Genomic DNA, 23,203 nt, shown 5'->3' with positions numbered 1-23,203 from the left:
GCCACCCGTACGGTGACAACGTGAACGACTTGGTATTAGCGCCGGAAGTGGCGGAAGCGCTCGCCACCGGAAACCCCGTGGTCGCGCTGGAGAGCACGATCATCGCGCACGGGCTGCCGCGCCCCGAGAACCTCAAGGTCGCCCGCGAGATCGAGGCCACGGTACGGGCGGCCGGCGCGGTCCCGGCGACCATCGCGGTGCTCGGCGGCCGCGTGCACGTGGGTCTCGACGACGAGCAGCTGACCCGGCTCGCGGAGGCCGACGGGGTGGCCAAGCTGTCGGCGCGGGACCTGGCCGTGGCCGCCGCGAAGGGCGTCGACGGCGCCACCACGGTCGCCGCGACCAGCGCGGTGGCGGCGGCCGCCGGCATCCGGGTGTTCGCCACCGGCGGGCTCGGCGGCGTGCACCGCGACGCGCCCTACGACGAGTCGGCCGACCTGGTCACGCTGGCTCGTACCCCCATCGCCGTGGTCTGTGCCGGGGTCAAGTCCATCCTCGACGTCGGCGCGACGCTGGAGCGCCTGGAGACCCTCGGCGTAGCGGTCGCCGGCTACCGCACCCTGCGCTTCCCGGGGTTCTACCTGACCGACAGCGGCTTCCCCGTGGACTGGTCGCTGGACTCGCCCGAGGAGGCCGCCCGCGCGGTCACCGCCCGGGCCGCCCAGGGCGTGCACCGCGGCGCGCTGGTGGTGGCCAACCCGCTGCCGGCCGACGAGCAGCTCGACCCGGCCCTGCACGACCGCACGCTGGCGCAGGGGTTGGCCGCGCTGGAGGAGCAGGGGGTGACCGGCAAGGCGGTCACGCCGTTCCTGCTGGGCTGGTTCCACGAGCACACCGGCGGCGCCAGCCTGGAGGTCAACGTCCGGATCATCCTGCGCAACGCCGACCTGGCCGCCCGGATCGCCGCCGCGGCCGCATGACCCGCGTCGCCGTCCTAGGTGATCTGGTCACCGACGTGGTCGCGGTGCTGGCCGGCCCGCCCGCGCCGGACACCGACACCGCGGCCGCGATCCGGCTCACCGGCGGCGGCCAGGCGGCCAACACCGCGGCCTGGCTGGCGTGGCACGGCGTGCCGGTCACGCTGCTGGCGACCGTAGGCGCCGACGAGGCGGGCGCGGCCCGGCTGGCCGAGCTACGCGCGGCCGGCGTCGACTGCCCGCTCCCGCCGCGCCCGGACGCGCCGACCGGCACGGTCATCGTGCTGGCCGAGGGCGGCCGGCGAACCATGGTCACCGACCGCGGCGCCAACCTGCTCCTCGACCCGGACGAGGTGGCGCTGGCCCTCGCCGCGGCGGGTGTGGGGCACCTGCACCTGTCGGGCTACCCGCTGCTCGACGACCGCTCGCGCCCGGCCGGGCTGCGCGCCCTGGCGACGGCCCGCGAGCTGGGACTGACGGTCAGCGTCGACGCGGCGTCCGCGGCCCCGCTGCGGCAGGTCGGCGGTCCGGCGTTCCGCTCCTGGGTACGCGGCATCGACCTGCTCCTGGCCAACGCCGACGAAGCGGCGATGCTGGCGGGCGGCGGCGACGCGCCCCCCGCCGACCAGGCGCGAACCCTCGCCGCCGACCTGGGCGCGGCTGTGGTGGTCAAACTCGGCGCAGCCGGGGCGGTCTGGGCCGACCCGGACGGCGCGGTGTCGACAGCGGCGGCGGTGGCGGCCGCGGTGGTTGACCCGACCGGAGCCGGAGACGCGTTCGCAGCGGGCCTGCTGGCCACCCGCCTGGCCGGCGGCGACCCAGCGGCTTGTCTCAAGGCGGCGACCGCTGCGGGCGCCCGCGCGGTGATCGCCGTAGGCGCCCGTCCCTGACCCACAACCGTGCGTCAGCACGCGAGGCCCTGTCCACGGCACCGCGCCGTCGTCGTCCGGTCGTCAGGCGGCCTCGTGCGTCGGCGACGAGGCAGCCCCCGCAGTCACCGCTTCGCGGCGTCCGCCGGGGCGGCTGTTGTTCGGCTTGGGCTGGTTGTGCTGCCGGGCTCTGGGCGGGCGGCGTTTCGCGCGGGCCGACCGGCGTGGTGGTTGTCTCGCGGCGGTCGTCCGGGATGGACCGGTGCTGGGCGCCCTCGAGATCTAGGAAATCCGTTGCTGCGCCAGCAGCACTGAATTTCCTAGATCTGCCAACCGGCGGCGTGTCTCGCGGCGACGCGCCGCGGTGGCGGGGCGGGCAAGCGACGCGTGACCGAGCGATCCCCGGCGGCGGGGGGCGTCGCCCGGCGAGCCGCGAGCAGCGCCGTGGCCCCATCGACAGGGCGCCTGGGGCGGGCGGGGCCGGTTCGTGGTCAGGCGCGGGCCAGGGCGCCGATGTCGGGGTTGTTCAGGATGTGTTTGGGGGCGCCCGTGCGGGCCACCGCGAGCATGGCCCGGCCCATGTCTTCCGTGGTGACGACCTGGTTCGGTGCGAGGCGCCGGTAGAGCGGGATCAGGAAGCCGCCCACGGCGAGCGCGATCCGGTAGCCCCGGCTCGACGGGCGGATGCCGTGCAGCGGCTCGATGAAGCCCGGCCGGAACATGTAGCCCTTCGGGAAGCGTTCCATCAGCTCGCGCTCGGTGCGGCCCTTGACCTGGGCCCAGCGCTGCCGGGACGTCTCCGAGGTGCCGGCGCCCGAGACGTAGACGAAGGTCGGGTCGGGGGAGTGCGCGGCCAGTGCGTCGGCGACGGCCATGGTCAGGTCGTGGGTGAGGCGGAAGTACGTCTCGGCGCTCATCCCGACCGACGACACGCCGAGGCAGAAGAAGCAGGCGTCGATGTCGGCCAGCGCGTCGGCGGCGCCGTCGAGGTCGAACAGGTCGGTCACGACGATCGAGCGCAGCTTCGGGTGCTCGGTGTTCAGCGGTGAGCGGCCCAGCGAGACCACTTCGGACACGTCCGGGGCGAGCAGGCACTCGCGCAGCACCCCCTGGCCGACCATCCCGGTCGTGCCAGTGAGCAGGACGCGCATCAGGCGGCGTCGGTGCGGGGCAGGGTGGCCAGCGCGCGGCGCAGGTCGGCCAGCGACACCGTCGCCGAGTCGTCGAGGTCGGCCAGGCCGGCCTCGATCCACTGGCGCATCAGCGTGGTGACGCCGATGCCGCGTGCGTCGGCCGCGGCCCTGACCCGCTCGTACGTGTGCAGCGGGAGCCGCACCGACCGGCTGACCATCGGTTGCTCGGTGTCGGGCACCGGCAGGTCACCGGGCGTGCCCTCGCTGATCAGGTCGGCGAAGTCGTCGCCGCCTTCGTGGAACCGCTTGATGGCCTGGTCTCTGTCCACGGCTATCGCCTCCACCCGCGAAGCACCTCTTCGTAGCGTTTCACTTCGCTGTCGCTCATGTCGCGCGCCGAGAGGATGTCGAAGTCGTGGTCGTCGTGGGCCGGCTCGGCGAGCAGGACCACGAGCCGCCGGCCGCGCCGGCTGACGGCGTAGACCACGGTGAGCTCGCCGAGATGCCGGATGACCCGCCGGGAACCGTGCAGGGCCTCCCAGACCTCGCCGGGCGTCACGTCGTAGACCGCGAGATTGCTCAACGCGTCGTCGGTGAAGCTGTACCGGCGGCCCACACCTGGAAAGTACCACGTACGTAACACGGACCGCGCCGTCGTGCCCACCGCCACCTGGTGAAAGGATGAAGACGTGAAGCGTCCGGCGGATCGACCCGTTCTGATCACCGACGCCGCGCGCAGCCAGGACGACCAGTTGCGTAGCAGGACCCGTCGCTACGTGCTGATGATGATGGTCCGGGCCGTCTGCGTGGTGGTCTTCGCCGTGCTCATCACGACCCGCCCGCCGCTGCTCTGGCTCTGGCTCGTGCTCTGTGGCGCCGGCGCCGTGGTGATCCCGTGGTTGGCCGTGATTCTGGCCAACGACCGCCCGCCAAAGGAAAAGTACCGGCATTTCCATAAAGAAAAGGGAACGCAGCCGAGCCTGCCGACCCAGCCGATGCCGGATGGTTCGGCGCCGCCGCACAAAACAATCGACGCCGAACCGTAATAAAACCCGATCAGTCGAGGTAGTCGCGCAGCACCTGGGAGCGCGACGGGTGGCGCAGCTTCGACATGGTCTTGGACTCGATCTGGCGGATCCGCTCGCGCGTCACGCCGTAGACCTGGCCGATCTCGTCGAGCGTGCGCGGCTGGCCATCGGTGAGACCGAACCGCAACCGGACCACGCCCGCCTCGCGCTCGGAGAGCGTCTGCAGCACCTGCTGGAGCTGGTCCTGGAGCAGCGAGAACGAGACCGCGTCGACGGCCACGACCGCCTCGGAGTCTTCGATGAAGTCGCCGAGCTGGCTGTCGCCCTCGTCGCCGATGGTCTGGTCGAGCGAGATCGGCTCCCGGGCGTACTGCTGGATCTCGAGGACCTTCTCCGGCGTGATGTCCATTTCCTTGGCGAGCTCTTCGGGGGTGGGCTCGCGGCCCAGGTCCTGGAGGAGCTCACGCTGGATGCGGCCGAGCTTGTTGATGACCTCGACCATGTGCACCGGGATGCGGATGGTGCGCGCCTGGTCGGCCATGGCCCGGGTGATCGCCTGGCGGATCCACCACGTCGCGTACGTCGAGAACTTGTAGCCCTTGGTGTAGTCGAACTTCTCGACCGCGCGGATCAGACCCAGGTTGCCTTCCTGGATGAGGTCGAGGAAGGCCATGCCGCGGCCGGTGTAGCGCTTGGCCAGCGAGACGACCAGCCGCAGGTTGGCCTCCAGCAGGTGGTTCTTGGCGCGCTCGCCGTCGCGGGAGATCCAGCCCAGGTCGCGGTGCATCTGGATCGGGAGCTTCTCGTCGCGCTCGTCGGCGGCCCGCAGCTGCTCGGAGGCGTAGAGGCCGGCCTCGATCCGCTTGGCGAGCTCGACCTCCTGCTCGGCGTTGAGCAGCGGGACCTTGCCGATCTGCTTGAGGTAGGCGCGGACGGAGTCGGCGGAGGCGGTCAGCTCCGCGTCGCGGCGGGCCTGCTTGAGCGCCTCGGACTCTTCGTCGTCCCACTCGAAGTCGTTGTCGGTCGCGGTCGAAGCCGCGTCGGTTGCGGCCGCCCGGACGAGCTCGGCCGGCTCCTCGACCACCACGTCCTCGATCTCGGCCGCGAGTGCCTCGGCATCGAGCTCTTCGCCGTCGGGGCCCTCACCGGGCTCGGCGGCGCCCGCCTCGCCCGCCTTGGCCGGTGCCTTGGTCGCCTTGGTGGCGGCCTTGGCGCGGGTCGTCTTGGCCGGGGCGGCGGGCTTCGCGGCCACCGGTGCGCCGTTGGCGGCCGGGGCCTCGTCGGCGGCCGGAGCCTGCTTGGGGGGAGCGGCCTTCTTGGCCGCGGTGGCCTTCGCCGTGGTCGCCCGCGAGGCCGGCGTGGTCGAGCGGGCCGCGGTGACCTTGCGCCGGGTGCTCGCGGAGCCGTCGACCACCACGGTGATGCCGGCATCGACGATCGCGCGGATGATCTTCTTGGCCTGGGCCGGGGTCACATCGGCCGACTCGACCGTGCGCTGGACCTCCGCCGACGTGATGTGGCCGCCTCCGCGCTGGGCGTGGGCGATCAAAATCTCGGTGATCGAGCGTACGTCTGCGCCGGTTTGGCGTGGCTCTGTCACGAATGACCTTCCGGAGGCGATCGAGCGGGCATAGCTGGCAAAAAACCAGCGATGCGGTGGGCCAGGTTTCAAAGGTAGTGGGCCCCCGAGCCACGAACCGGCCTGCGCGGGAAGTTCGTGACAGGTGGGCAGGCGTGAATTGTAACGCCGTCGGCGGCGAAACATCGCGCGGCGCACGCCGTTTGACGGCCTGGCCGCTCGTGGCGGCTGCCGGAGGAAAGCAAACGATGGACTTTGACAAAATCGTAACCGGAGAGAAGGGGGACCAAATGACCGACACGACGGTAGATCCGGCAGGGCTTTTGGCCATCGCCGTGACGGTTGCCCGGGAGGCGGCCGACACCGCCCGGAGCATGCGAGCGGAGGGCGTCTCCGGTGTCACGACCAAGTCGACCGACACCGACGTGGTCACCGCCGCGGACCGGGCGGTGGAGCGCCAGGTGGTCGCCGCGCTCGGCGCGCTGCGGCCCGGTGACACGGTCCTGGGCGAGGAGTACGGGGGCACCGACGGCGACGCCCGGGTCCGCTGGGTCGTGGACCCCATCGACGGGACGGTCAACTACCTTTACGGCCTGCCGCAGTACGCCGTCTCGCTGGCCGCCGAGGTGGACGGGGTGGCTGTGGCCGCTGTGGTGCGCAACGCCGCGACGGGCGACGAGTGGACCGCCACGCTGGGCGGAGGCGCGTTCCGCGGCAAGAAGCGGCTGGCCGCCTCGGCGCAGACCGACCTGGCGCAGGCGCTGGTGGCCACCGGCTTCGGCTACGACGCGAAACGCCGTGCCCACCAGGCAGAGGTGCTGACCCGGCTGATCACCCGCGTACGCGACATCCGCCGGTTCGGCGCGGCCTCGCTGGACCTGTGCCTGGCCGCCGAGGGCGGCGTCGACGCGTACTTCGAGAAGGGGCTCAACCCCTGGGACCACGCGGCCGGCGGGCTGATCGCCGCCGAGGCGGGGCTGGTGGTCGGTGGCCTGGACGGCCGACCGGCGGGCCTCGACATGCTCGTCGCGGCACCGCCGGCGATCTTCGGCCCGCTGGCCGACCTGCTTTCCGAGTTCGACGCGGCGGGCGGCCCGTAGGGAGCCCGCGGCGGCGGCCCGGTGCCCGTCAGGGCGCCGGGCAGGTCTGCGGTGGCAGCTTGGGCTCGCCCTGCGAGGCCAGCTCCACAAGCGACTGGTTGACCTCGGTCGTGGTGGCGAGCTGCTTGAACTGGTCGCCGATGATCACGTCGACGACGTCGTCCTTGCGGGCCGGGTCGTACTCGGTGTCGGCCTCGTCGAGGAAGTAGGCCCGGATCACGTGGGCGCTGGCGACCGCCTGGGGTCCAAAGCGGATCACCGCCACGCCGTCGACCGCGGTCTTCGAGTTGCCCTTCTTGAGCACCTGGAACTTCCGGTTGGCGAAGTCGCTGCCGACCGATCCGGCCCGGCCCACGTCGTCGGTCGCGTTGAAGACATTGATCTTGATGTCTTCGGACTTCTTGAGTGTCAGATCGACGACCGGCCAACCCTCCGGGCACTGGGCCGCGAGCGTGCGGCCCTTCTGCGAGTCGTCGACCAGCGCGTAGACCACAAAGGCCACGGCCAGCACCGCGAGCACGCTCACGACAACGAGCGCTCGCACTCGCGCAAAGGTCATAGTTCGGCTCCCGTGCAGGTGACGGCGGAGGTGCACGGTTGGCATGCCGTCTGGCGTGGCCTCGGTCACCCGGTCTGCGACCGAGGTTAACGGTTGTCCGCTCGGCGCGCGGAAACACCCGGGACATCCCCGGCGCGCCGAACGTGATCCACGGCGTCGGACACCTATCTTCGTGTCGCCTGAGTCACATCGGGAACAACTTCGGGCCAAAGAGCGTCTTAGTGGGCCACGAGGGCGGTATACATGCCTCCCGCAGGGGCAGGTAAGGTACCGCGCTCGCGGGCGCCCGTCGTGCCCGCGCCCGAATGTTTCGCGGCCGACCGGGAACCGAAACACCGTCGTCTGGCGTTACACCTAGGCGACTTATCGATACGGGAGAGTGAGACCGATGGCCACCGACTACGACGCCCCGCGTCGCGACGAGGTCGACCTCGGCGAGGACAGCCTGGAAGAGCTCAAGGCCCGGCGGACCGACGCACAGTCGGGCGCTGTTGACGTCGACGAGGCCGAAGTGGCCGAGAGCTTCGAGCTGCCCGGCGCCGACCTCGCCGACGAGGAGCTGACGGTCAAGGTGCTGCCGATGCAGCAGGACGAGTTCCGCTGTGCGCGCTGTTTCCTTGTCCACCACCGCAGCCAGCTCGCGTTCGAGCGCAATGGCGATCTGATCTGCCGGGAATGTGCCTGACCGGCGATCGATGACACCGAGGCGGCGGCCCGACCGGGTCGCCGCCGCCGACTTCGACCTGCGGGCGTGGCCATGACCTGCTTGACTCGTGAGTAGTCGACACGAGGCTGGAGGCGCACAGAGATGAGCCACGCCGACCGGTCCGCGGGCGAGTCGGACTCCGCGGCCCCGCCGGAGTCCGAGCCGTCACCCGAGGGCCAGCCCACACCCGATGGCGAGGGCCGGCCGAGCGACTCCGAACTCGGCGACACCGTCGCCAAGCTCACCGCCGAAGACCTCGAGCCGGGCCAGCGCAACCGCCTGCTGGGCCGGCTGGTCGCCCAGGTCCGCGCCCGTGGCGTCGGCGACCTGTTCAAGCCCCGCGCGGCGGTGAAGTGGATCGCCGACGCGGTCGGCGACATCGCGCCCTACGTGCCCGTGCGGGACCTCGAGACGCTGCGCCGGCACCACCCCGGCCTCGACGGCGACCGACTGGCCGAACGCCTGGTGCGCAACGCCAGCCGCGCCTCCGCCGGTGTCGGTGCGGCCGGTGGTGGCGTCGCCGCCATCGAATGGGCCGCGACACCCACCCTGTTGTCCGCCCCGGTGCTCCTGGCCGCCGAGACCGTGACCGTTGTGGCCATCGAGATCAAGCTGATCGGTGAACTGCACGAGGTGTACGGCCAGCCGGTGCCCGGCACCGGCGCACAGCGCGCCATCCCGCTGGTGATGGCGTGGTCGCAGCAGCGTGGGGTGAACCCGATGGTGCCCGGCGTCGGCATCGGCGCGGTGCTCGGCACCGCCGCCCGCCGGGAGATGCGCGACCGCCTGCTGCGGCGGCTGGGGCGCAACCTGACCACCCTGGGCCCGTTCCTGACCGGTGCCGCCGTCGCCAGCTACCTCAACCGGCGGGCCACGAAGGCGATCGGCGAGCAGGTGATCGACGACCTCAAGAAGCGTCAGCGCAAGATCATCGAGGGTGAGGCGCGTTGACCGCCGACCGGGCGGTGATGGCCGCGGCCAGCTTCACCGGGTCGCGCGAGCTCACGAGCCAGTAGGGCGTCGGGTCCGCCGGGTCGTCGATGACCACCTGCACCGCGCCGGAGACCCACGGCCGCTGCACCACGAAGGCCAGCTCGTGACTGCCGACGCCGAGCAGCTCCCGCTTGCCGGCCGCGTCCACGGGCACCGCGTCGGTGACGAACGAGAGCGGGATGTGCGCGTCGTCGACGGTCAGCTCCCCGTCTTCGACCGCGACGCGGATCCGGCCGGCCCGCCACAGCCCGAGCACGGCGAGCGGGATCAGCACCACGAACGGGACCCACGCGCGCAGGCCGCCGGCGCCCATCCACAGCTCGAGGGCCAGCAGCACCGCGACGGCGAGGCCGCACAGCCACAGCCACCAGGGGAGCCGTAACCGCTCGGCGTAGTCATCGGTAGCCACGATGTCCGAGGGTACGGCGCGCCGTACCCTCGGCAACCGGCAGGATAGGAGGGGCCGCTCCCGCGGACCCAGACAGAAAGCTGACACCGTGACCGACGCCGCCGTCCGGGTGGCCGTGCGCCAGCTCGACCCGGACCTCCCGCTTCCGTCGTACGCCCACCCCGGTGACGCCGGTGCCGACCTGTCGGCGGCCGCCGACGTGGAGATCCCACCCGGTGGCCGCGCGCTGGTGCCGACCGGCGTGGCGATCGCGCTGCCCGAGGGCTTCGTCGGCCTGGTGCACCCGCGCTCGGGCCTGGCCACCCGAATGGGCGTGACGGTGCTGAACGCGCCCGGCACGGTCGACGCCGGCTACCGCGGCGAGATCCTGGTGAACCTGGTGAACCACGACGCCGCCGCACCGGCGAAGATCTCCCGCGGCGACCGGATCGCTCAGCTTGTCGTGCAGCGCGTCGAGCGGGCAGACTTCCACGTCGTCGAGGAACTTCCCGGATCCGTGCGTGGATCGGGCGGCCACGGCTCGACCGGCGGCGTGGCGTCTTCGGCAGGAACGTTGGAAGGACGGGCGGACTGATGTTCTCGCGAGGCGGATCAGGGCGGCATGCCCGCGACGACCGTGACCGGTCCGAGCGGCCGGCCCGCGGCAGCGCGCGGGTGCCCCAGCCCGACGAGCGGCGCTACGGGCCGTACGACGTGTCGGAGGCACCGTCCGGAGTGGAGCGGCTCGACCTGGGCAGCCTGCAGATCCCGGCGATCCCCGAGGTCGAGATCCGGGTGCAGGCCAACCCCGAGGGCAACGTGCAGCAGGTCGTGCTGGTCAACGGCGAGAACGCCCTGCAGATCGGCGTGTTCGCCGCGCCGCGGTCCGAGGGCATCTGGGACGAGGTCCGCGAGGAGATCCGCAAGTCGCTGTTCGACGAGGGCGTCGCCGCGGAGGAGACGCAGGGCGAGTACGGCGTGGAGCTGCGCGCCCGGGTGCGCACCGCGGACGGCCTGACCGACCTGCGCTTCCTCGGGGTCGACGGCCCGCGCTGGATGGTCCGGGGCGTGTTCCAGGGCCCGGCGGCCACCGAGCCGTCCCGGGCCGGCGTGCTGGTCGAGTGCCTGCACGGCCTGGTGGTCGACCGCGGCCAGGAGGCCAAGCCGGTGCGCGAGCCGCTGCCGCTGCGGCTGCCCAAGGACGCCACCGACCAGGTGCACGAGCAGCAGGCCGAGCCCGCGCCGCCGGCGGCCCCGGCCCCGCCGACCAACGGCTCCGGCCCCGCACCGCGTCGCCGCCCGTCACCGCGGCCTCGCTGATCGCATCGACGCCGCTCTCCGCGCCGGCCCGGCCGGCGTGGGGAGGTGGGTGACCGCCGTCACGCGTACGCTGAAAGGGGCGTGCGCCCGGCCGGGGCGTCGAGAGAGCGGAAGCCGAAGGTCATGGCAATCGACCAGAGCCGCACGTCGTTGCGGCGCTTCCTCGCCCGATTGACGGCTGACGAGGAGACCCTGGAGGCCGAGAGCCTGCAGCGGGAGAGCGCGAAGTCCGGCTGCATGCCGGCCGGGCTGTGCATGCGGGGCCAGCTCGTGACGCTCACCGGGCGCCTCAAGACCGTCGTCTACACCCCACGCACCAACCTCCCCACGCTCGAGGCCGACCTCTACGACGGCAGCGACGTGGTGACGCTGGTGTGGCTGGGTCGCCGGCACATCGCCGGGATCGAGCCCGGGCGACAACTCACCGCGCGTGGTCGCGTCGCGGTGCGGGATGACCGTAAAGTCATCTACAACCCGCACTACGAGCTGGAAGCCACCAGATGACCTCTTCGCAGCGCGCCGCCGACGAGTCCACCCGCGACCCCGACGGCGAGGAGCCGCTGCCTCCCTTCGGGGAGATGGTGTCGCAGCAGCTCGGCGGCTGGCGGGGGCTGGTCGAGTCCAGCATCCCGGTGGTCGTCTTCGTCGTCGTCAACATCGTCTGGGAGCTCAACCCCGCGCTGATCGCCTCGGTCGGCGTCGCCCTGGTGATCGGCGGCATCCGGCTGGCCCAGCGCCGCCCGGTCCGGCACGCGGTCAACGGCCTGTTCGGCATCGGCCTCGGCGCGCTGATCGCCTGGCGCACCGGCGAGGCCCGCGACTTCTACCTGCCCGGCATCATCCAGAGCTACATCTTCGCCGCCGCGCTGCTGATCTCGGCCGCGGTCCGGCAGCCGCTGGTCGGCTGGGGCTGGTCGGTGATCATGGCTGGGGGCAAGGCGGAGTGGCGCGAAGACCGCCGGCTGATGCGCACGTTCATCTGGCTGACGGTGGTCTGGGCCGTGGTCTGGATCCTCAAGGTGAGCGCGCAGGCCTGGCTCTACTGGGACAAGCAGGACGACCTGCTCGGCGTCGCCCGGCTGGTGCTCGGCACGCCGCCGTACGTGCTGCTGGCGCTGTTCACCGTCGCGGTGGTCCGCCGGGTCACCCGCGACCGCCCGCCGGCCGTCGAGAACGCCAACGCCTAGCGCAGCGCCCGGCGCTCGGCCGCGTCCGGGCCCAGGATGACCGCGCGCACCGCGTCTTCCACCTCGGCCGTGCAGACGAAGATGAGCTCGTCGCCGGCCTCCAGCGGGTCGTCCGGGGTCGGCACGAGCACCCGGCGGCCCCGCAGGATGGCCACCAGCGCCGAGTCGCGGGGGAGCGGCACGTTGCGCACCGGCAGGCCGACGTAGGGTGCGGTCGGCGGCAGCGTGATCTCGACCAGGTTGGCCTCGCCCTGCCGGAACGTCATCAGCCGGACCAGGTCGCCGACCGTGACCGCCTCCTCGACCAGCGCGGCCATCAGCCGGGGCTTGCTGACCGAGACGTCGACGCCCCACTGCTCGGTGAAGAGCCACTCGTTCTCGGCGCGGTTGACCCGGGCGACCACCCGCGGCACCGCGAACTCGGTCTTGGCCAGCAGCGAGACGACCAGGTTGACCTTGTCGTCGCCAGTGGCGGCGACCACCACGTCGCAGCTCGCGACGTTGGACTCCTCCAGGCTGGCGAGCTCGCAGGCGTCGGCCAGGATCCATTCCGCGGCCGGCACGCGGTCCGGGCGCAGCATCTTCGGCGAACGCTCGATGAGCATCACCTCGTGGCCGTTGCCGACGAGCTCCGCGGCGATCGAGCGGCCCACGTTGCCCGCCCCGGCGATGGCGACCCGCATGGTCAGTGCCCCCCTTCCGGCGCGGCACCGGCGACCTCGGTCACCGATGTGGAGATGTCGTCGGTGACCAGCATGAACAGCTGGTCACCCTCTTGGATCACGGTCGAGGCGGTGGGCAGCGTGCCGATGCCGAACCGCATGAGATAGCCGGTGCGGGCGCCGACCGCGTCCTCCAGGGAGCGCAGCAGGCGGCCGATCCAGTCCTTGTGCACCGGCACCTCGATGATCGAGACGGTGCTGGTGGGGTCACGGAAGATCTCGGCGTGCCCCTCGGGGACCAGGTGGCGGATCATCCGGTCGGCGGTCCAGCGCACCGTGGCCACCGTCGGGATGCCGAGTCGCTCGTACACCTCGGCGCGCTTCTGGTCGTAGATCCGGGCCGCGACCCGGGACACGCCGAACGTCTCGCGGGCCAGCCGGGCCGAGATGATGTTGGAGTTGTCGCCGCTGGAGACCGCCGCGAAGGCGTCGGCCCGCTCGATGCCGGCCTCCCGGAGGACGTCGCGGTCGAAGCCCACGCCGGCGACGATGACGCCGCCGAACTCGGGGCCGAGCCGGCGGAACGCGTCCGGGTTCTGGTCGATGACGGCAACAGAGTGCCCGCGGTCCTCGAGAGTGTGCGCGAGCGTCGAGCCGACGCGACCACATCCCATGATCACGACGTGCACCGGTGACACCCCTTCCACGGCGGATCGCTGCCGATTGACCGTACCCCCTGGGGGTGGGTCGCCGGTGTCTGCCTACCGGACGACGCGGCTGATCAGCCCGCCGTACCCTTACCCGTTGTGGCCCGCCCCGCCTCGGTGATGAAGCGACTGCTGCTCGGTCGACCGTTCCGGTCCGACCGGCTGCAGCACACGCTGCTGCCCAAGCGGATCGCCCTGCCGGTGTTCGCCTCCGACGCGCTCTCCAGCGTCGCGTACGCGCCCGACGAGATCCTGCTGACGCTGTCGATCGCCGGCGCCTCGGCCTACGTGTTCTCGCCGTGGGTCGCACTCGCCGTGGTCGTCGTGATGCTCACCGTGGTCGCGAGCTACCGGCAGAACGTGCACGCGTACCCGTCCGGCGGCGGCGACTACGAGGTGGCCACCGTCAACCTCGGCCCCAAGTTCGGCATCGGGGTGGCCAGCGCGCTGCTGGTCGACTACGTGCTGACCGTCGCGGTCTCGGTCTCCTCCGGCGTGGCCAACCTCGGCTCCGTGGTGCCCTGGGTCGCCACCCACAAGATCCCGGTGGCGGTCGGCGCGGTGATCGTGCTGACCGCGATGAACCTGCGCGGCCTGCGGGAGTCCGGCACGGCCTTCGCCATCCCGACGTACGGCTTCATGATCGTCATTGTCGGCATGCTGCTGACCGGCTTCTTCCGGATCTTCGTGCTCGGTGAGGACCTCCGGGCGCCCAGCGCCGACCTGCACATCGCCGCCGAGCATTCCGTGACCGGCTTCGCGATGGTGTTCCTGTTACTGAGAACGTTCTCGTCCGGCGCCGCGGCCCTGACCGGCGTCGAGGCGATCTCCAACGGCGTGCCCGCGTTCAAGCCGCCGAAGAGCCGCAACGCGGCCACGACGCTGCTGCTGCTCGGCGTGGTGTCGGTCGGCATGCTGGTCGGCATCGTCACGATGTCGCGGCTGACCCATCTCCAGTTCATGGAGGACCCGGGCCGGCAGATCATCGGCGGCGCGGGCGACTACGTGCAGAAGACGGTCACCACCCAGCTCGGCGAGACGGTGTTCGGCAACGGCTCGATCCTGCTGTACGTGGTGGCCGGCGCCACGGCGTTGATCCTGTTCCTGGCCGCCAACACGGCGTTCAACGGGTTCCCGGTGCTCGGCTCGATCCTGGCCCAGGACCGCTACCTGCCCCGCCAGCTGCACACCCGCGGCGACCGGCTGGCGTTCTCCAACGGCATCCTGTTCCTCGCCGTCTGCGCCATCGTGCTGATCATGGCCTTCCAGGCCGAGGTCACCCGACTGATCCAGCTCTACATCGTCGGTGTGTTCGTCTCGTTCACGCTGTCCCAGGCCGGCATGATCCGCCACTGGAACCGGCTGCTGCCGCGCGAGCGCGACCCCGAGGCGCGTCGCCGCATGCACCGCGCCCGCGCGATCAACACCTTCGGCGCGTTCCTCACCGGCACGGTCCTGGTCATCGTCCTGATCACCAAGTTCCTGCTCGGCGCCTGGATCGCGATCGCCGCGATGCTGGTGATCTACGTCGTGATGCTGGCCATCCGCCGGCACTACGACCGGGTCTCCCGCGAGCTGGCCCCCGACGAGGGCCGCCCGATCCTGCCGGCCCGCAACCATGTCGTGGTGCTGGTCTCCAAGGTGCACATGCCGACCCTCCGGGCGGTGGCGTACGCCCAGGCGACCCGCCCGGACACGATCACCGCGGTGACCGTCAACGTCGACGACAAGGACACCCGGGCCGTGCAGGCCGAGTGGGAGCGGCGCCAGGTGCCGGTGCCGCTGACCGTCATCGACTCGCCCTACCGGGAGATCACCCGGCCGATCATCGACTTCGTCAAGCGGGTGCGCACCGACTCGCCGCGCGACGTGGTCACCGTCTTCATCCCGGAATACGTCGTCGGCCACTGGTGGGAGAACTTCCTGCACAACCAGAGCGCGCTGCGGCTCAAGGGCCGGCTGCTGTTCGAGCCCGGCGTGATGGTGACCAGCGTGCCGTGGCAGCTCGCGTCGAGCCAGGGCCGCGACCTCGACCGGTTGGACGCGACCCTGATCCGGGGTCCGGCGCGCGGTCCGCGCACCCGGGGCTCGGTCAAGCTCGACGCCTCGGGCCTGCCCGGCGCGACCGCACCGGGCCCCGACGAGGGCGAGGTGCCGGCACCGACCGGGCAGGGTGACCGGACATGACCGACCGTCCGGCCGTCACCGAGGAAGAGCTGGTCACCCTCACCGTCGGGCCGCCGGCGCACGGCGGGCACTGCGTCGCCCGCCTCGACGGCCAGGTCGTCTTCGTGCGCCACGCGCTGCCCGGTGAGCGGGTCACCGCCCTGGTCACCGAGGTGCACAGTGGATACCTGCGGGCCGACGCGGTGGAGATCCTCGAAGCGTCGCCCGATCGCGTCGCGCCGCCCTGCCCGTACGCGGGTGCGGGCCGTTGTGGTGGCTGTGACCTGCAACACGCGTCGCCCGCGGCGCAGCTCGACTGGAAGACCGCGGTGCTCCGCGAGCAGCTCACCCGGCTCGGCAAGCTGACCGCCGACGAGGTCGACGCGCTCGGGGTCACGGTCGCGGCGCTGCCCGGCGACCTGACCGGCTGGCGCACCCGCGTCCGCTACGCGGTCGACGCCGCAGGCCGGCCCGGGCTGCTCAAGCACCGTTCGCACGAGGTCGTGCCGATCGACCGCTGCCTGATCGCCCACCCCGCCATCCAGGCGCTGCCGGTGCTCGACCGCACCTGGCCGACGGCCGACGCGGTGGAGGCGGTGGCGACCTCGACAGGCGATGCCACGGCCTGGGAGCTGCCGGGTGAGCACCGGCCGACCGTCCGCGAGCGCGCCGGCGGTCGCACGTGGACGATCGACGCGGAGACGTTCTGGCAGGTGCACCCGGCCGCGCCGGAGACGCTGGTCGGCGCGGCGCTCGACCTGGTCGACCCGCGCCCGGGCGAGCGCGCCTGGGACCTCTACGGCGGTGCCGGGCTGTTCGCGGCCGCCCTCGCCGAGCGCGTCGGGCCGGGCGGCCGGGTGACGCTGGTCGAGTCGGCGCCCGACGGCGTCGCGGCGGCGCGGGACAACCTCGCGGACTTGCCGTGGGTCGAGGTCGTGGCGGCCCGGGTGGAGACCGCGCTGAGCCGCCGCCGGGTGGCCGGGCCGGTCGACGTGGTGGTGCTCGACCCGCCGCGGACCGGCGCGGGTGCCAAGGTCATCGAGGCGCTGACCAGGTCGGGCGCCCGCGCGGTCGGCTACGTGGCGTGCGATCCGGCGGCGTTCGCCCGCGACGTACGCACCTTCCGCGAGCACGGCTGGCGACTCGCGGCCGTGCGCGGCTACGACTGCTTTCCGATGACGCACCACCTCGAGTGCGTCGGACTGTTCACACCCGACGCCTGAGCAGTTGTTCGGCTACCCACGGTGATCGCCGCGCCTTCGCATGCCTTGCGGAAAGGGAGATTCGGTGAAGACGATCTCGGATCGGAGCGCGCCAGGTGGGTACCCCGATACACTTGCCGGTCATGAGCGTTGAAGAGGGTCGGGCCAGTCTGTTGTCCGCGATCCGCGGCCCACAGGACCTCAAACGGCTCTCCGGCGAGGAGCTTGTCCTGCTCTCCGCGGAGATCCGTGACTTCCTCGTTGCCAAGGTCTCCCGCACCGGCGGGCACCTCGGTCCCAACCTGGGCGTCGTCGAGCTGACGCTCGCGATGCACCGGGTGTTCGACTCGCCGCGCGACAGGTTCCTGTTCGACACGGGCCACCAGTCCTACGTTCACAAAATCGTTACCGGCCGCCAGGCGGGCTTCGACCAGCTCCGCCAGCGCGGTGGGCTCTCGGGTTACCCCAGCCGGGCCGAGAGCGAGCACGACATGGTCGAGAACTCGCACGCGTCCACCGCGCTGAGCTACGCCGACGGCGTCGCCAAGGCCTTCGCGCTGCGCGGTGAGGACCGCAGCGTGGTCGCCGTGGTCGGCGACGGCGCGCTGACCGGTGGCATGTGCTGGGAGGCGCTCAACAACATCGCGACCGCCCGCAACCCGCTGGTCATCGTCGTCAACGACAACCAGCGGTCCTACGCGCCCACGATCGGCGGCCTCGCCGACCACCTGTCCTCGCTCCGGCTCAACCCGGGCTACGAGAAGGTGCTCGACCTGGTCAAGGAGTCGCTGGGTTCGACGCCGCTGGTCGGGCGGCCGCTCTACGAGGTTTTGCACGCGGTGAAGAAGGGCATCAAGGATGCCGTGGCACCGCAGGCCATGTTCGAGGATCTCGGCATCAAGTACGTCGGGCCGGTCGACGGCCACGACATCGGTGCCGTGGAGTCGGCCCTGCGCCGGGCCAAGGGCTTCCGCGGGCCGGTCATCGTGCACGCGGTGACCCGCAAGGGCTACGGCTACCGCCCCGCCGAGGAAGACGACGCCGACAACCTGCACGGCCCGAGCAGCGCGTTCGACGTCGAGACCGGCAAGCTGCTGGCCGCGCCGAGCGTCAAGTGGACCCACGTGTTCGCCGAGGAGCTCGTCGCGATCGCCGACGAGCGGCCCGACGTCGTCGGCATCACCGCCGCGATGGCCGAGCCGACCGGCATCTCCGCGCTGGCCCGCAAGCACCCCGAGCGCGTCTACGACGTCGGCATCGCCGAGCAGCACGCCGCGACCTCGGCCGCCGGCCTCGCGATGGGCGGGCTGCACCCGGTGGTCGCGGTCTACGCCACGTTCCTCAACCGGGCGTTCGACCAGGTGCTGCTCGACGTGGCCATGCACAAGCTCCCGGTGACGTTCGTGCTCGACCGCGCCGGCATCACCGGCCCCGACGGCCCGAGCCACTACGGCATCTGGGACATGTCGGTCTTCGGCGTCGTCCCCGGGCTGCGGATGGCCGCGCCCCGCGACGCCGCCACGCTGCGCGACGAGCTCCGCGAGGCGATGGCGGTCGACGACGGCCCGACCATCCTGCGGTTCCCGACCGGCTCCGTCGCCGCCGACCTGCCCGCCGTCCGCAAGGTCGGCCCGGTCGACGTGCTCACCGAGCACCGCCAGAAGGACGTGCTGCTCGTCGCGGTCGGCGCGTTCGGCCACCTCGGTGTCGAGGTCGCGACCCGGCTCGCCGAGCAGGGCTACGGCGTGACCGTGGTCGACCCACGCTGGGTGCGCCCGGTGGCGCCCGAGCTCGTCACGCTGGCCGCCGCACACCGGCTCGTGGTGACCGTCGAAGACGGCGTGCGCACCGGTGGCGTCGGTGACGCGATCGCCAAGGCCATGCGCGACGCCGACGTCCGCGTCCCGCTCAAGGACCTCGGCGTGCCGGTGCAGTGGCACCCGCACGGCAGCCGGGCGCAGATCCTGAGCGACATCGGCCTGACCGCGCAGGACGTGGCCCGCGAGGTCACCGGCTGGATGTCCCGGCTCGACGACACCGCACCGGCCGAGCGCCTCGACGCGCCCACGCCGGCACCGCGCGACAACGTCGGCCCCGCCCGCTAGGCAACACGGCGATGTCCGACCGGCCGGGCGAGTGGGTGGTGATCGACCTCGGCACCGCCCACGGCACGGTCGAGGACGACCGGGCACCCACCGCACGGCTCCGCCGGCGCTCCAAGCGCCGGCGGCTGGCCGTGGCGGCCGCCCTGCTCGTGCTGGTCTGCGGCGGCGCCGCCACCGCCAGCCCGCCGTTCCGGCCCACCGCGGCCGTCCCGGTCGAGCCCGGTTCGAGCGTCTCCGTGGCCGGCGACCTGCTGGTGGTCGCCGACCCGGCGCCATCGCCGGCACCGGCCGGTGGTGGCTCCGGTGGCGCGGCGGTCCTGACCGAGCTGCGCGGGTACGACCTGCCCGCCGGCACCGAACGCTGGCGGCTGCGGCTGCCCGCGGCGATGTCCCAGTACGCCACCCGGGTCGGCGACCTGGTGCTCGTGGCGTCCCGCGACTCGATCCGGCGGCAGACCGGCACCACGGCCGTCGACGCCGGCACAGGCGCGGTGCGCTGGAGCCGGGCCGACGCGGTGCTGACCGCGCCGGGCGTCGCCGCCGGCCTCGCCGTCGACGAGGTCCGCAGCGCGAGCGGGGCGGGCCGGCGGGTCTCCGGGCGGGTCGACGCGATCGACCTGGCCACCGGGCGCTCGCTCTGGCACCAGCGGGTGCCGTCGACCGCCGTGGCGCACGTGCTGGGCGGCGACCCGCCGGTGGCCGTGCTGGTGCTGGACTCGGGGCGCACCGAGGTGCGCGACCTGGCCAGCGGCGCGTTGCGCGGCGCCGGGACGCTGCCGCCGGCCGACTACGCGCCCGACAACCCGCGCCTGACCGAGCACGGTTTCGTGCTCCGCCACCCGGACATCCGACCGGGCCGGCGCTCCGCGCTCAGCGCCTACGACCTCGACGACGTCAACCTGCGGTGGAGCCGCCCGGACCGGGCCGACGAGGTCGAGTGGGCCGACTGCGCCGGCGACCTCTGCGGGCGTACCCCCGACGGGATCTGGACCCTCGACCTCGACAGCGGCGGCCAGGTCTTCGCGACCGGCGACGGGCTGCCCTGGCTGCCCGTCCGGGGCAGCGCCGACGAGCTCGTCCTGCGGCTGCTGCCGGACGAGCGGGTCGCCGTGGCCGACGGCGGCACCAGCACGACGCCGCGGGCGATCGGCACGCTGCCCGCCGGCAGCCGGGACTGCCGGGTCGGCGACACGGCCCTGGTCTGCCGGGGCGCCGACGGCCGCCAACTCGCGATCTTCACCTTGCCGCGGACGTAGGCCCGTCATGCCGGGCGGGACCATCGAGCTCGGGCCGATCACCGTGCCGCCGCCGGACGCGGTCGAGATCGAGGAGGACCTGCCGCGCCGGCCCCCGTTCTGGAGCCTCGTCCTCGTCCTCGCCGCCGCCTCGCTCGTGCTCGCGGGCTCGCTGGTGCCGCGGCCGCCGCTGACCGCGACGGCCACCCGGTTCGGCGGCCCCGGCTCCTCGTTCGCGGTCGCCGGCGACCGGCTCTACGTGGTCCGCCGGGTCAGCGAGGTGGCGCGCACGCTGACCGCGATGCGGTTGCCCGGCGGCGAGGAGCTCTGGTCCGCGGCGTACGCGCCGACCGGCGAACGGATCATCCGAATCGACCTGGCGGGGCCGGTGGTGCTGGTCTCCGGCGGCGAGACGACCGGGCGGATCCGCCGCACCGACGCGTACGACCTCGACACCGGCCGGCGGCTCTGGTGGGCACCGGCGGAGCTCGTGGTCGACGCGGACGCCAACACCGGCTACGCCAGCGACGCCGACCCGCCCCGGCTCCGCGCCCTCGACCTGGCGACCGGGCGCGAGCTCTGGTCGGCGGACGTGGGGGACCGGTTCACCTTCACCGCGATCGGAGGCGCGGCGCCGGTGGCCGGCCGGATGCCGCCGCGGGTGGCACCGGAGTCCGAGTCCAACGCCGTCGGCGGCACCGGGGCGGCGACCGTGGCCACCGGCACGTCCGGGTCCGGCACCGGCGGGCCCGGGCGGCTCGCGGTCTTCGTGCGGTCCGGCCGGATCGAGCTGCGCGACGCCCGCGCCGGCACGCTGCTGCGGCAGGCCGCCCCGCTGGGCGACGAGGTGCTGCCGCTGTCCGGGCTCAGCGTCGGCGGCGCCCTCGTGCTCTGGTACGCCGACCACGGCGGCACCGGCATCGTGGGCCTCGACCCGGAGACGCTCGGCGTGCGCTGGCGGATGCCGTACGACATCGACGGAGGTGGGATCGCACCCTGCCTGGCGCTGGTCTGCGTCAGCAGCCACGGCGACGTGCTGGCGCTGGATCCCGCCGACGGCCGGCTGCACTGGCGGGTCGAGGACGCCAGCTACGTGGTCGAGGCGCGCGGGCAGCTGATCGCCCTCGGCTCGGTGCCCGGCGGGCTCGGCCCGGTGCACACGATCGACCCGGACACCGGTGCCGAGCTCGCCGACCTGCACGGCTGGCGCACCGGCGGCCGGGGCGACCCGGTCGTCACCCGCATCCCGCTCGGCGCACCCCGCACCGTGCTCGCCCTGGTCGAGCCCACCCTGCGCCGCCTCGGCACCGCCCCCGAGGTCCTGCTCACCTGTCAGTCGAGCCCCACGGCCATCGTCTGCCGGACCGCCAACGGCACACTGCGGATCTGGGCCGTCCGACCCGAGCGCTAGTTTTGCTCACACGAACTTGACGTGGGGTGAGGGAGGCTATTTCAGTGCGGGTGCTGGTGGTCGAGGACGAGCGGAACCTGGCCGACGCGATCGCGCGTGGCCTGCGCCGGCACGGGCTGGCGGTCGACGTCGCCTACGACGGCATGTCCGGCCACGAGATGGCGTTCGTGACCCGCTACGACGTGGTCGTGCTCGACCGTGACCTGCCCGGCGTGCACGGCGACCAGATCTGCGCGGACCTGGTCTCCTCGGGCGCCCTGACCCGGGTGCTGATGCTGACCGCGAGCGGCACGGTCGCCGACCGGGTCGACGGCCTCCAGCTCGGCGCCGACGACTACCTGCCGAAGCCGTTCGCCTTCGACGAGCTGGTGGCCCGGGTGCGGGCGCTCGGCCGGCGGGCCACCCCGCCCGCGCCGCCGGTGCTCGCGTTCGCCGACCTGGTGCTCGACCCGGCCCGCCGGGTGGCGACCCGGGCCGGCGCACCGGTCGACCTGACCCGCAAGGAGTTCGGCGTGCTCGAGGAACTGCTCAAGGCCCGCGGCGCGGTGGTGTCCAGCGAAGAGCTGCTGGAGCGGGTCTGGGACGCCAACACGGACCCGTTCACCACGACGGTACGGGTCACGGTGATGACGCTGCGCAAGAAGCTCGGCGAGCCGCCACTGATCGAAACGGTGGTCGGCGCCGGCTACCGCATGCCGGGGGAGCTGGTGACGTGACGGTCTATGCGGCGGCGCGGGGGCGGGCTCCCCGGCCAACCCTTCGACTGCGGCTCACCCTGCTCAACGGGGTCGTAGTGGTGGCCACCGGGCTCGTGCTCATCCTGCTCGCCTGGTTGCTGGTCGGCGAGGCGATCCACCCGGCCGACCAGCTCCAGCCCGGTGCGTTCGTCGACCTCGCCGACGGCCGCCGGCTCGACGCCGCCGCGTGGCAGGCCCAGGTGGTCGACTCGGCGTCGCACGAGCTGCTGGTCAAGGGGCTGCTGGCGCTGCTGGTGACCAGCCTGGTCGGGGTCCTCGCGGCGTACGTCGTGGCCGGGCGGGCCCTGCGCCCGCTGCACCAGGTGACCGCGACCGCCCGCCGGCTCGGCGAGCAGACGATGGACCAGCGGATCCGCTACACCGGCGCCGACGACGAGATCGCCGAGCTGGCCCGCACCTTCGACGCGATGCTCGACCGGATCGGCTCGGCGTTCGAGGCGCAGAAACGCTTCGTCGCCAACGCCTCGCACGAGCTGCGTACGCCGCTGGCCGTGATGCGCACCGAGATCGACGTGACGCTGGCCGACCCGGAGGCCGACGACGAGGAGTTCCGCCGCATGGCCACCGTGGTGCGCGACGCCTCGGAGCGGGCCAACGGCCTGGTCGACGCCCTGCTCGTGCTGGCCCGCAGCGAGTCCCAGCGGGGCCGCCGGTTGGGCCGCAAGGTGCCCGCCGACCTGGCCGACGGGCTGCGCTCGGCGATGTCCGCGATCCGCGGCGAGGTCGACCGGCTGGGCCTGACGGTCACCACCGACCTGGCGCCGGCGCCGGTGGTGGGCGATCCCGGCCTGCTCGAACGGCTGGCCGGCAACCTGGTGGAGAACGCGGTCCGCTACAACCACCTGCACGGCCGGCTCTGGGCCCGCACCGGCACCGAGGGCGACCAGGTGTTCCTGGTGGTCGGCAACACCGGCTTCGAGGTCGACGCGATCGACGTGCCGGGCCTGTTCGAGCCGTTCCGGCGCGGCGGACGGGAGCGCACCGGCGCCCGTGGCTCGGGACTGGGGCTGTCGATCGTGCGGGCGGTGTGCGACGCGCACGGCGGCAGCGTGATCGCCGAGCCGCAGGAGGACGGCGGCCTCGAGGTGCGGGTGACGTTGCCGGCCGCCAGCATCACGCCCGTGGCCGCGGGCACGGCCGCGGTGACCGACGGCAAATCCCGTTGATCACCGCTGGGT

The 23,203-nt window shown here is 72.8% G+C and carries 25 protein-coding genes; 17 read left to right on the top strand and 8 right to left on the bottom strand.

Translation table 11 applies throughout. From position 1 onward, the window contains the following. Positions 1-20 precede the first annotated feature (20 nt). Both CHC05_RS13620 and CHC05_RS13615 read left to right on the top strand, forming a co-directional pair. Positions 21-920: a pseudouridine-5'-phosphate glycosidase gene (locus CHC05_RS13620; protein WP_089248475.1), complete on the top strand. Its 900-nt coding sequence runs from the start codon at positions 21-23 to the stop codon at positions 918-920. Continuing rightward, on the top strand, positions 917-1,807 hold the full coding sequence (locus tag CHC05_RS13615) for a carbohydrate kinase family protein (RefSeq protein ID WP_089248473.1): 891 nt from the start codon (positions 917-919) through the stop codon (positions 1,805-1,807). The genes CHC05_RS13620 and CHC05_RS13615 overlap by 4 nt, the downstream gene beginning before the upstream one ends. A 470-nt stretch (positions 1,808-2,277) precedes the next feature. On the opposite strand, the gene CHC05_RS13610 is transcribed toward CHC05_RS13615, so the two are convergent. From CHC05_RS13610 to CHC05_RS13600, 3 genes are read right to left on the bottom strand one after another with little or no spacing between them, the layout of a single operon-like run. Then, the gene (locus CHC05_RS13610; RefSeq protein WP_089248471.1) at positions 2,278-2,937 is read right to left on the bottom strand and encodes an NAD-dependent epimerase/dehydratase family protein; all 660 of its coding nucleotides are present in this window, start codon (positions 2,935-2,937) and stop codon (positions 2,278-2,280) included. Beyond that, positions 2,937-3,248 carry a hypothetical protein gene (locus CHC05_RS13605; protein WP_089248469.1) on the bottom strand — a complete coding sequence of 104 codons (312 nt, stop codon included), beginning with the start codon at positions 3,246-3,248 and terminating at the stop codon, positions 2,937-2,939. The genes CHC05_RS13610 and CHC05_RS13605 overlap by 1 nt, the downstream gene beginning before the upstream one ends. Before the next feature lie 2 nt (positions 3,249-3,250). Then, complete coding sequence (locus CHC05_RS13600) at positions 3,251-3,535, bottom strand: hypothetical protein (protein WP_239083819.1); 285 nt, start codon at positions 3,533-3,535, stop codon at positions 3,251-3,253. 73 nt (positions 3,536-3,608) lie between these two features. Between CHC05_RS13600 and CHC05_RS13595 the strand changes: the two genes are divergently transcribed. After that, positions 3,609-3,965: a DUF3099 domain-containing protein gene (locus CHC05_RS13595; RefSeq protein WP_089248467.1), complete on the top strand. Its 357-nt coding sequence runs from the start codon at positions 3,609-3,611 to the stop codon at positions 3,963-3,965. 10 nt (positions 3,966-3,975) lie between these two features. Here the strand turns inward: CHC05_RS13595 and CHC05_RS13590 are convergent, their stop codons facing one another. Continuing rightward, complete coding sequence (locus CHC05_RS13590) at positions 3,976-5,547, bottom strand: RNA polymerase sigma factor (RefSeq protein WP_089248465.1); 1,572 nt, start codon at positions 5,545-5,547, stop codon at positions 3,976-3,978. Positions 5,548-5,816: 269 nt separating this feature from the next. Here CHC05_RS13590 and CHC05_RS13585 point away from each other — a divergent pair, with 269 nt between their 5' ends. Continuing rightward, the gene (locus CHC05_RS13585; RefSeq protein WP_089248463.1) at positions 5,817-6,626 is read left to right on the top strand and encodes an inositol monophosphatase family protein; all 810 of its coding nucleotides are present in this window, start codon (positions 5,817-5,819) and stop codon (positions 6,624-6,626) included. A 28-nt stretch (positions 6,627-6,654) separates the two neighbouring features. Here CHC05_RS13585 and CHC05_RS13580 read toward each other — a convergent pair whose 3' ends face one another. Further along, entirely contained in the window at positions 6,655-7,170 is a 516-nt protein-coding gene (locus CHC05_RS13580; protein WP_179266161.1) for a LytR C-terminal domain-containing protein, read from the bottom strand. Between the two features lie 403 nt (positions 7,171-7,573). On the opposite strand from CHC05_RS13580, the gene CHC05_RS13575 reads away from it, so the two are divergent. Next, positions 7,574-7,870, top strand: a complete 297-nt coding sequence (locus CHC05_RS13575) for a DUF4193 domain-containing protein (RefSeq protein WP_089248459.1) — start codon at positions 7,574-7,576, stop codon at positions 7,868-7,870. A 123-nt stretch (positions 7,871-7,993) separates the two neighbouring features. Further along, the gene (locus CHC05_RS13570) at positions 7,994-8,842 is read left to right on the top strand and encodes a hypothetical protein (RefSeq protein ID WP_089248457.1); all 849 of its coding nucleotides are present in this window, start codon (positions 7,994-7,996) and stop codon (positions 8,840-8,842) included. Here CHC05_RS13570 and CHC05_RS13565 read toward each other — a convergent pair. Continuing rightward, positions 8,820-9,296 carry a DUF3093 domain-containing protein gene (locus tag CHC05_RS13565; protein ID WP_089248667.1) on the bottom strand — a complete coding sequence of 159 codons (477 nt, stop codon included), beginning with the start codon at positions 9,294-9,296 and terminating at the stop codon, positions 8,820-8,822. The genes CHC05_RS13570 and CHC05_RS13565 overlap by 23 nt on opposite strands. A gap of 85 nt (positions 9,297-9,381) precedes the next feature. Here CHC05_RS13565 and dut point away from each other — a divergent pair, with 85 nt between their 5' ends. The 4 genes from dut (at position 9,382) to CHC05_RS13545 (ending at position 11,779) form a co-directional block, all read left to right on the top strand. Beyond that, entirely contained in the window at positions 9,382-9,867 is a 486-nt protein-coding gene (gene dut, locus CHC05_RS13560; RefSeq protein ID WP_245870822.1) for a dUTP diphosphatase, read from the top strand. Next, entirely contained in the window at positions 9,864-10,592 is a 729-nt protein-coding gene (locus CHC05_RS13555; protein WP_089248453.1) for a DUF3710 domain-containing protein, read from the top strand. The genes dut and CHC05_RS13555 overlap by 4 nt, the downstream gene beginning before the upstream one ends. A gap of 123 nt (positions 10,593-10,715) precedes the next feature. Further along, complete coding sequence (locus tag CHC05_RS13550) at positions 10,716-11,096, top strand: OB-fold nucleic acid binding domain-containing protein (protein WP_089248451.1); 381 nt, start codon at positions 10,716-10,718, stop codon at positions 11,094-11,096. After that, on the top strand, positions 11,093-11,779 hold the full coding sequence (locus CHC05_RS13545; protein WP_089248449.1) for a DUF3159 domain-containing protein: 687 nt from the start codon (positions 11,093-11,095) through the stop codon (positions 11,777-11,779). The genes CHC05_RS13550 and CHC05_RS13545 overlap by 4 nt, the downstream gene beginning before the upstream one ends. On the opposite strand, the gene CHC05_RS13540 is transcribed toward CHC05_RS13545, so the two are convergent. Both CHC05_RS13540 and CHC05_RS13535 read right to left on the bottom strand, forming a co-directional pair. Next, positions 11,776-12,468, bottom strand: a complete 693-nt coding sequence (locus CHC05_RS13540) for a potassium channel family protein (RefSeq protein WP_179266174.1) — start codon at positions 12,466-12,468, stop codon at positions 11,776-11,778. The genes CHC05_RS13545 and CHC05_RS13540 overlap by 4 nt on opposite strands. Further along, entirely contained in the window at positions 12,465-13,148 is a 684-nt protein-coding gene (locus tag CHC05_RS13535; RefSeq protein ID WP_342745636.1) for a potassium channel family protein, read from the bottom strand. The genes CHC05_RS13540 and CHC05_RS13535 overlap by 4 nt, the downstream gene beginning before the upstream one ends. Before the next feature lie 99 nt (positions 13,149-13,247). Here CHC05_RS13535 and CHC05_RS13530 point away from each other — a divergent pair, with 99 nt between their 5' ends. The 7 genes from CHC05_RS13530 (at position 13,248) to CHC05_RS13500 (ending at position 23,191) form a co-directional block, all read left to right on the top strand. Further along, on the top strand, positions 13,248-15,335 hold the full coding sequence (locus CHC05_RS13530) for an APC family permease (protein WP_218824528.1): 2,088 nt from the start codon (positions 13,248-13,250) through the stop codon (positions 15,333-15,335). After that, positions 15,332-16,537 (top strand): class I SAM-dependent RNA methyltransferase, encoded by a 1,206-nt coding sequence (locus tag CHC05_RS13525; RefSeq protein WP_089248445.1) that lies wholly within the window; start codon positions 15,332-15,334, stop codon positions 16,535-16,537. The genes CHC05_RS13530 and CHC05_RS13525 overlap by 4 nt, the downstream gene beginning before the upstream one ends. Before the next feature lie 122 nt (positions 16,538-16,659). Further along, positions 16,660-18,621: a 1-deoxy-D-xylulose-5-phosphate synthase gene (gene dxs / locus CHC05_RS13520; RefSeq protein WP_089248443.1), complete on the top strand. Its 1,962-nt coding sequence runs from the start codon at positions 16,660-16,662 to the stop codon at positions 18,619-18,621. Between the two features lie 11 nt (positions 18,622-18,632). Further along, complete coding sequence (locus tag CHC05_RS13515; RefSeq protein ID WP_089248441.1) at positions 18,633-19,877, top strand: outer membrane protein assembly factor BamB family protein; 1,245 nt, start codon at positions 18,633-18,635, stop codon at positions 19,875-19,877. Between the two features lie 7 nt (positions 19,878-19,884). After that, positions 19,885-21,267: an outer membrane protein assembly factor BamB family protein gene (locus CHC05_RS13510; protein ID WP_089248439.1), complete on the top strand. Its 1,383-nt coding sequence runs from the start codon at positions 19,885-19,887 to the stop codon at positions 21,265-21,267. A 44-nt stretch (positions 21,268-21,311) separates the two neighbouring features. Then, positions 21,312-21,983 (top strand): response regulator transcription factor, encoded by a 672-nt coding sequence (locus CHC05_RS13505; RefSeq protein WP_089248437.1) that lies wholly within the window; start codon positions 21,312-21,314, stop codon positions 21,981-21,983. Continuing rightward, the gene (locus CHC05_RS13500) at positions 21,980-23,191 is read left to right on the top strand and encodes a sensor histidine kinase (RefSeq protein ID WP_089248435.1); all 1,212 of its coding nucleotides are present in this window, start codon (positions 21,980-21,982) and stop codon (positions 23,189-23,191) included. The genes CHC05_RS13505 and CHC05_RS13500 overlap by 4 nt, the downstream gene beginning before the upstream one ends. Positions 23,192-23,203 lie beyond the last annotated feature (12 nt).

This window comes from Asanoa hainanensis (assembly GCF_900188485.1).
GTDB classification, from domain to species: Bacteria; Actinomycetota; Actinomycetes; order Mycobacteriales; family Micromonosporaceae; genus Asanoa; species Asanoa hainanensis.
The sequence above is the reverse complement of the archived record's forward strand: the minus strand, read 5'-3'. Positions and strand labels throughout refer to the sequence as shown.

Coding starts and splice junctions, on each gene's coding strand:
- dxs (WP_089248443.1), top strand. CDS start 16,660: ATGAGCGTTGAAGAGGGTCGGGCCAGTCTGTTGTCCGCGATCCGCGGC.
- CHC05_RS13515 (WP_089248441.1), top strand. CDS start 18,633: ATGTCCGACCGGCCGGGCGAGTGGGTGGTGATCGACCTCGGCACCGCC.
- CHC05_RS13585 (WP_089248463.1), top strand. CDS start 5,817: ATGACCGACACGACGGTAGATCCGGCAGGGCTTTTGGCCATCGCCGTG.
- CHC05_RS13525 (WP_089248445.1), top strand. CDS start 15,332: ATGACCGACCGTCCGGCCGTCACCGAGGAAGAGCTGGTCACCCTCACC.
- CHC05_RS13610 (WP_089248471.1), bottom strand. CDS start 2,937: ATGCGCGTCCTGCTCACTGGCACGACCGGGATGGTCGGCCAGGGGGTG.
- CHC05_RS13545 (WP_089248449.1), top strand. CDS start 11,093: ATGACCTCTTCGCAGCGCGCCGCCGACGAGTCCACCCGCGACCCCGAC.
- CHC05_RS13615 (WP_089248473.1), top strand. CDS start 917: ATGACCCGCGTCGCCGTCCTAGGTGATCTGGTCACCGACGTGGTCGCG.
- CHC05_RS13550 (WP_089248451.1), top strand. CDS start 10,716: ATGGCAATCGACCAGAGCCGCACGTCGTTGCGGCGCTTCCTCGCCCGA.
- CHC05_RS13570 (WP_089248457.1), top strand. CDS start 7,994: ATGAGCCACGCCGACCGGTCCGCGGGCGAGTCGGACTCCGCGGCCCCG.
- CHC05_RS13510 (WP_089248439.1), top strand. CDS start 19,885: ATGCCGGGCGGGACCATCGAGCTCGGGCCGATCACCGTGCCGCCGCCG.
- CHC05_RS13575 (WP_089248459.1), top strand. CDS start 7,574: ATGGCCACCGACTACGACGCCCCGCGTCGCGACGAGGTCGACCTCGGC.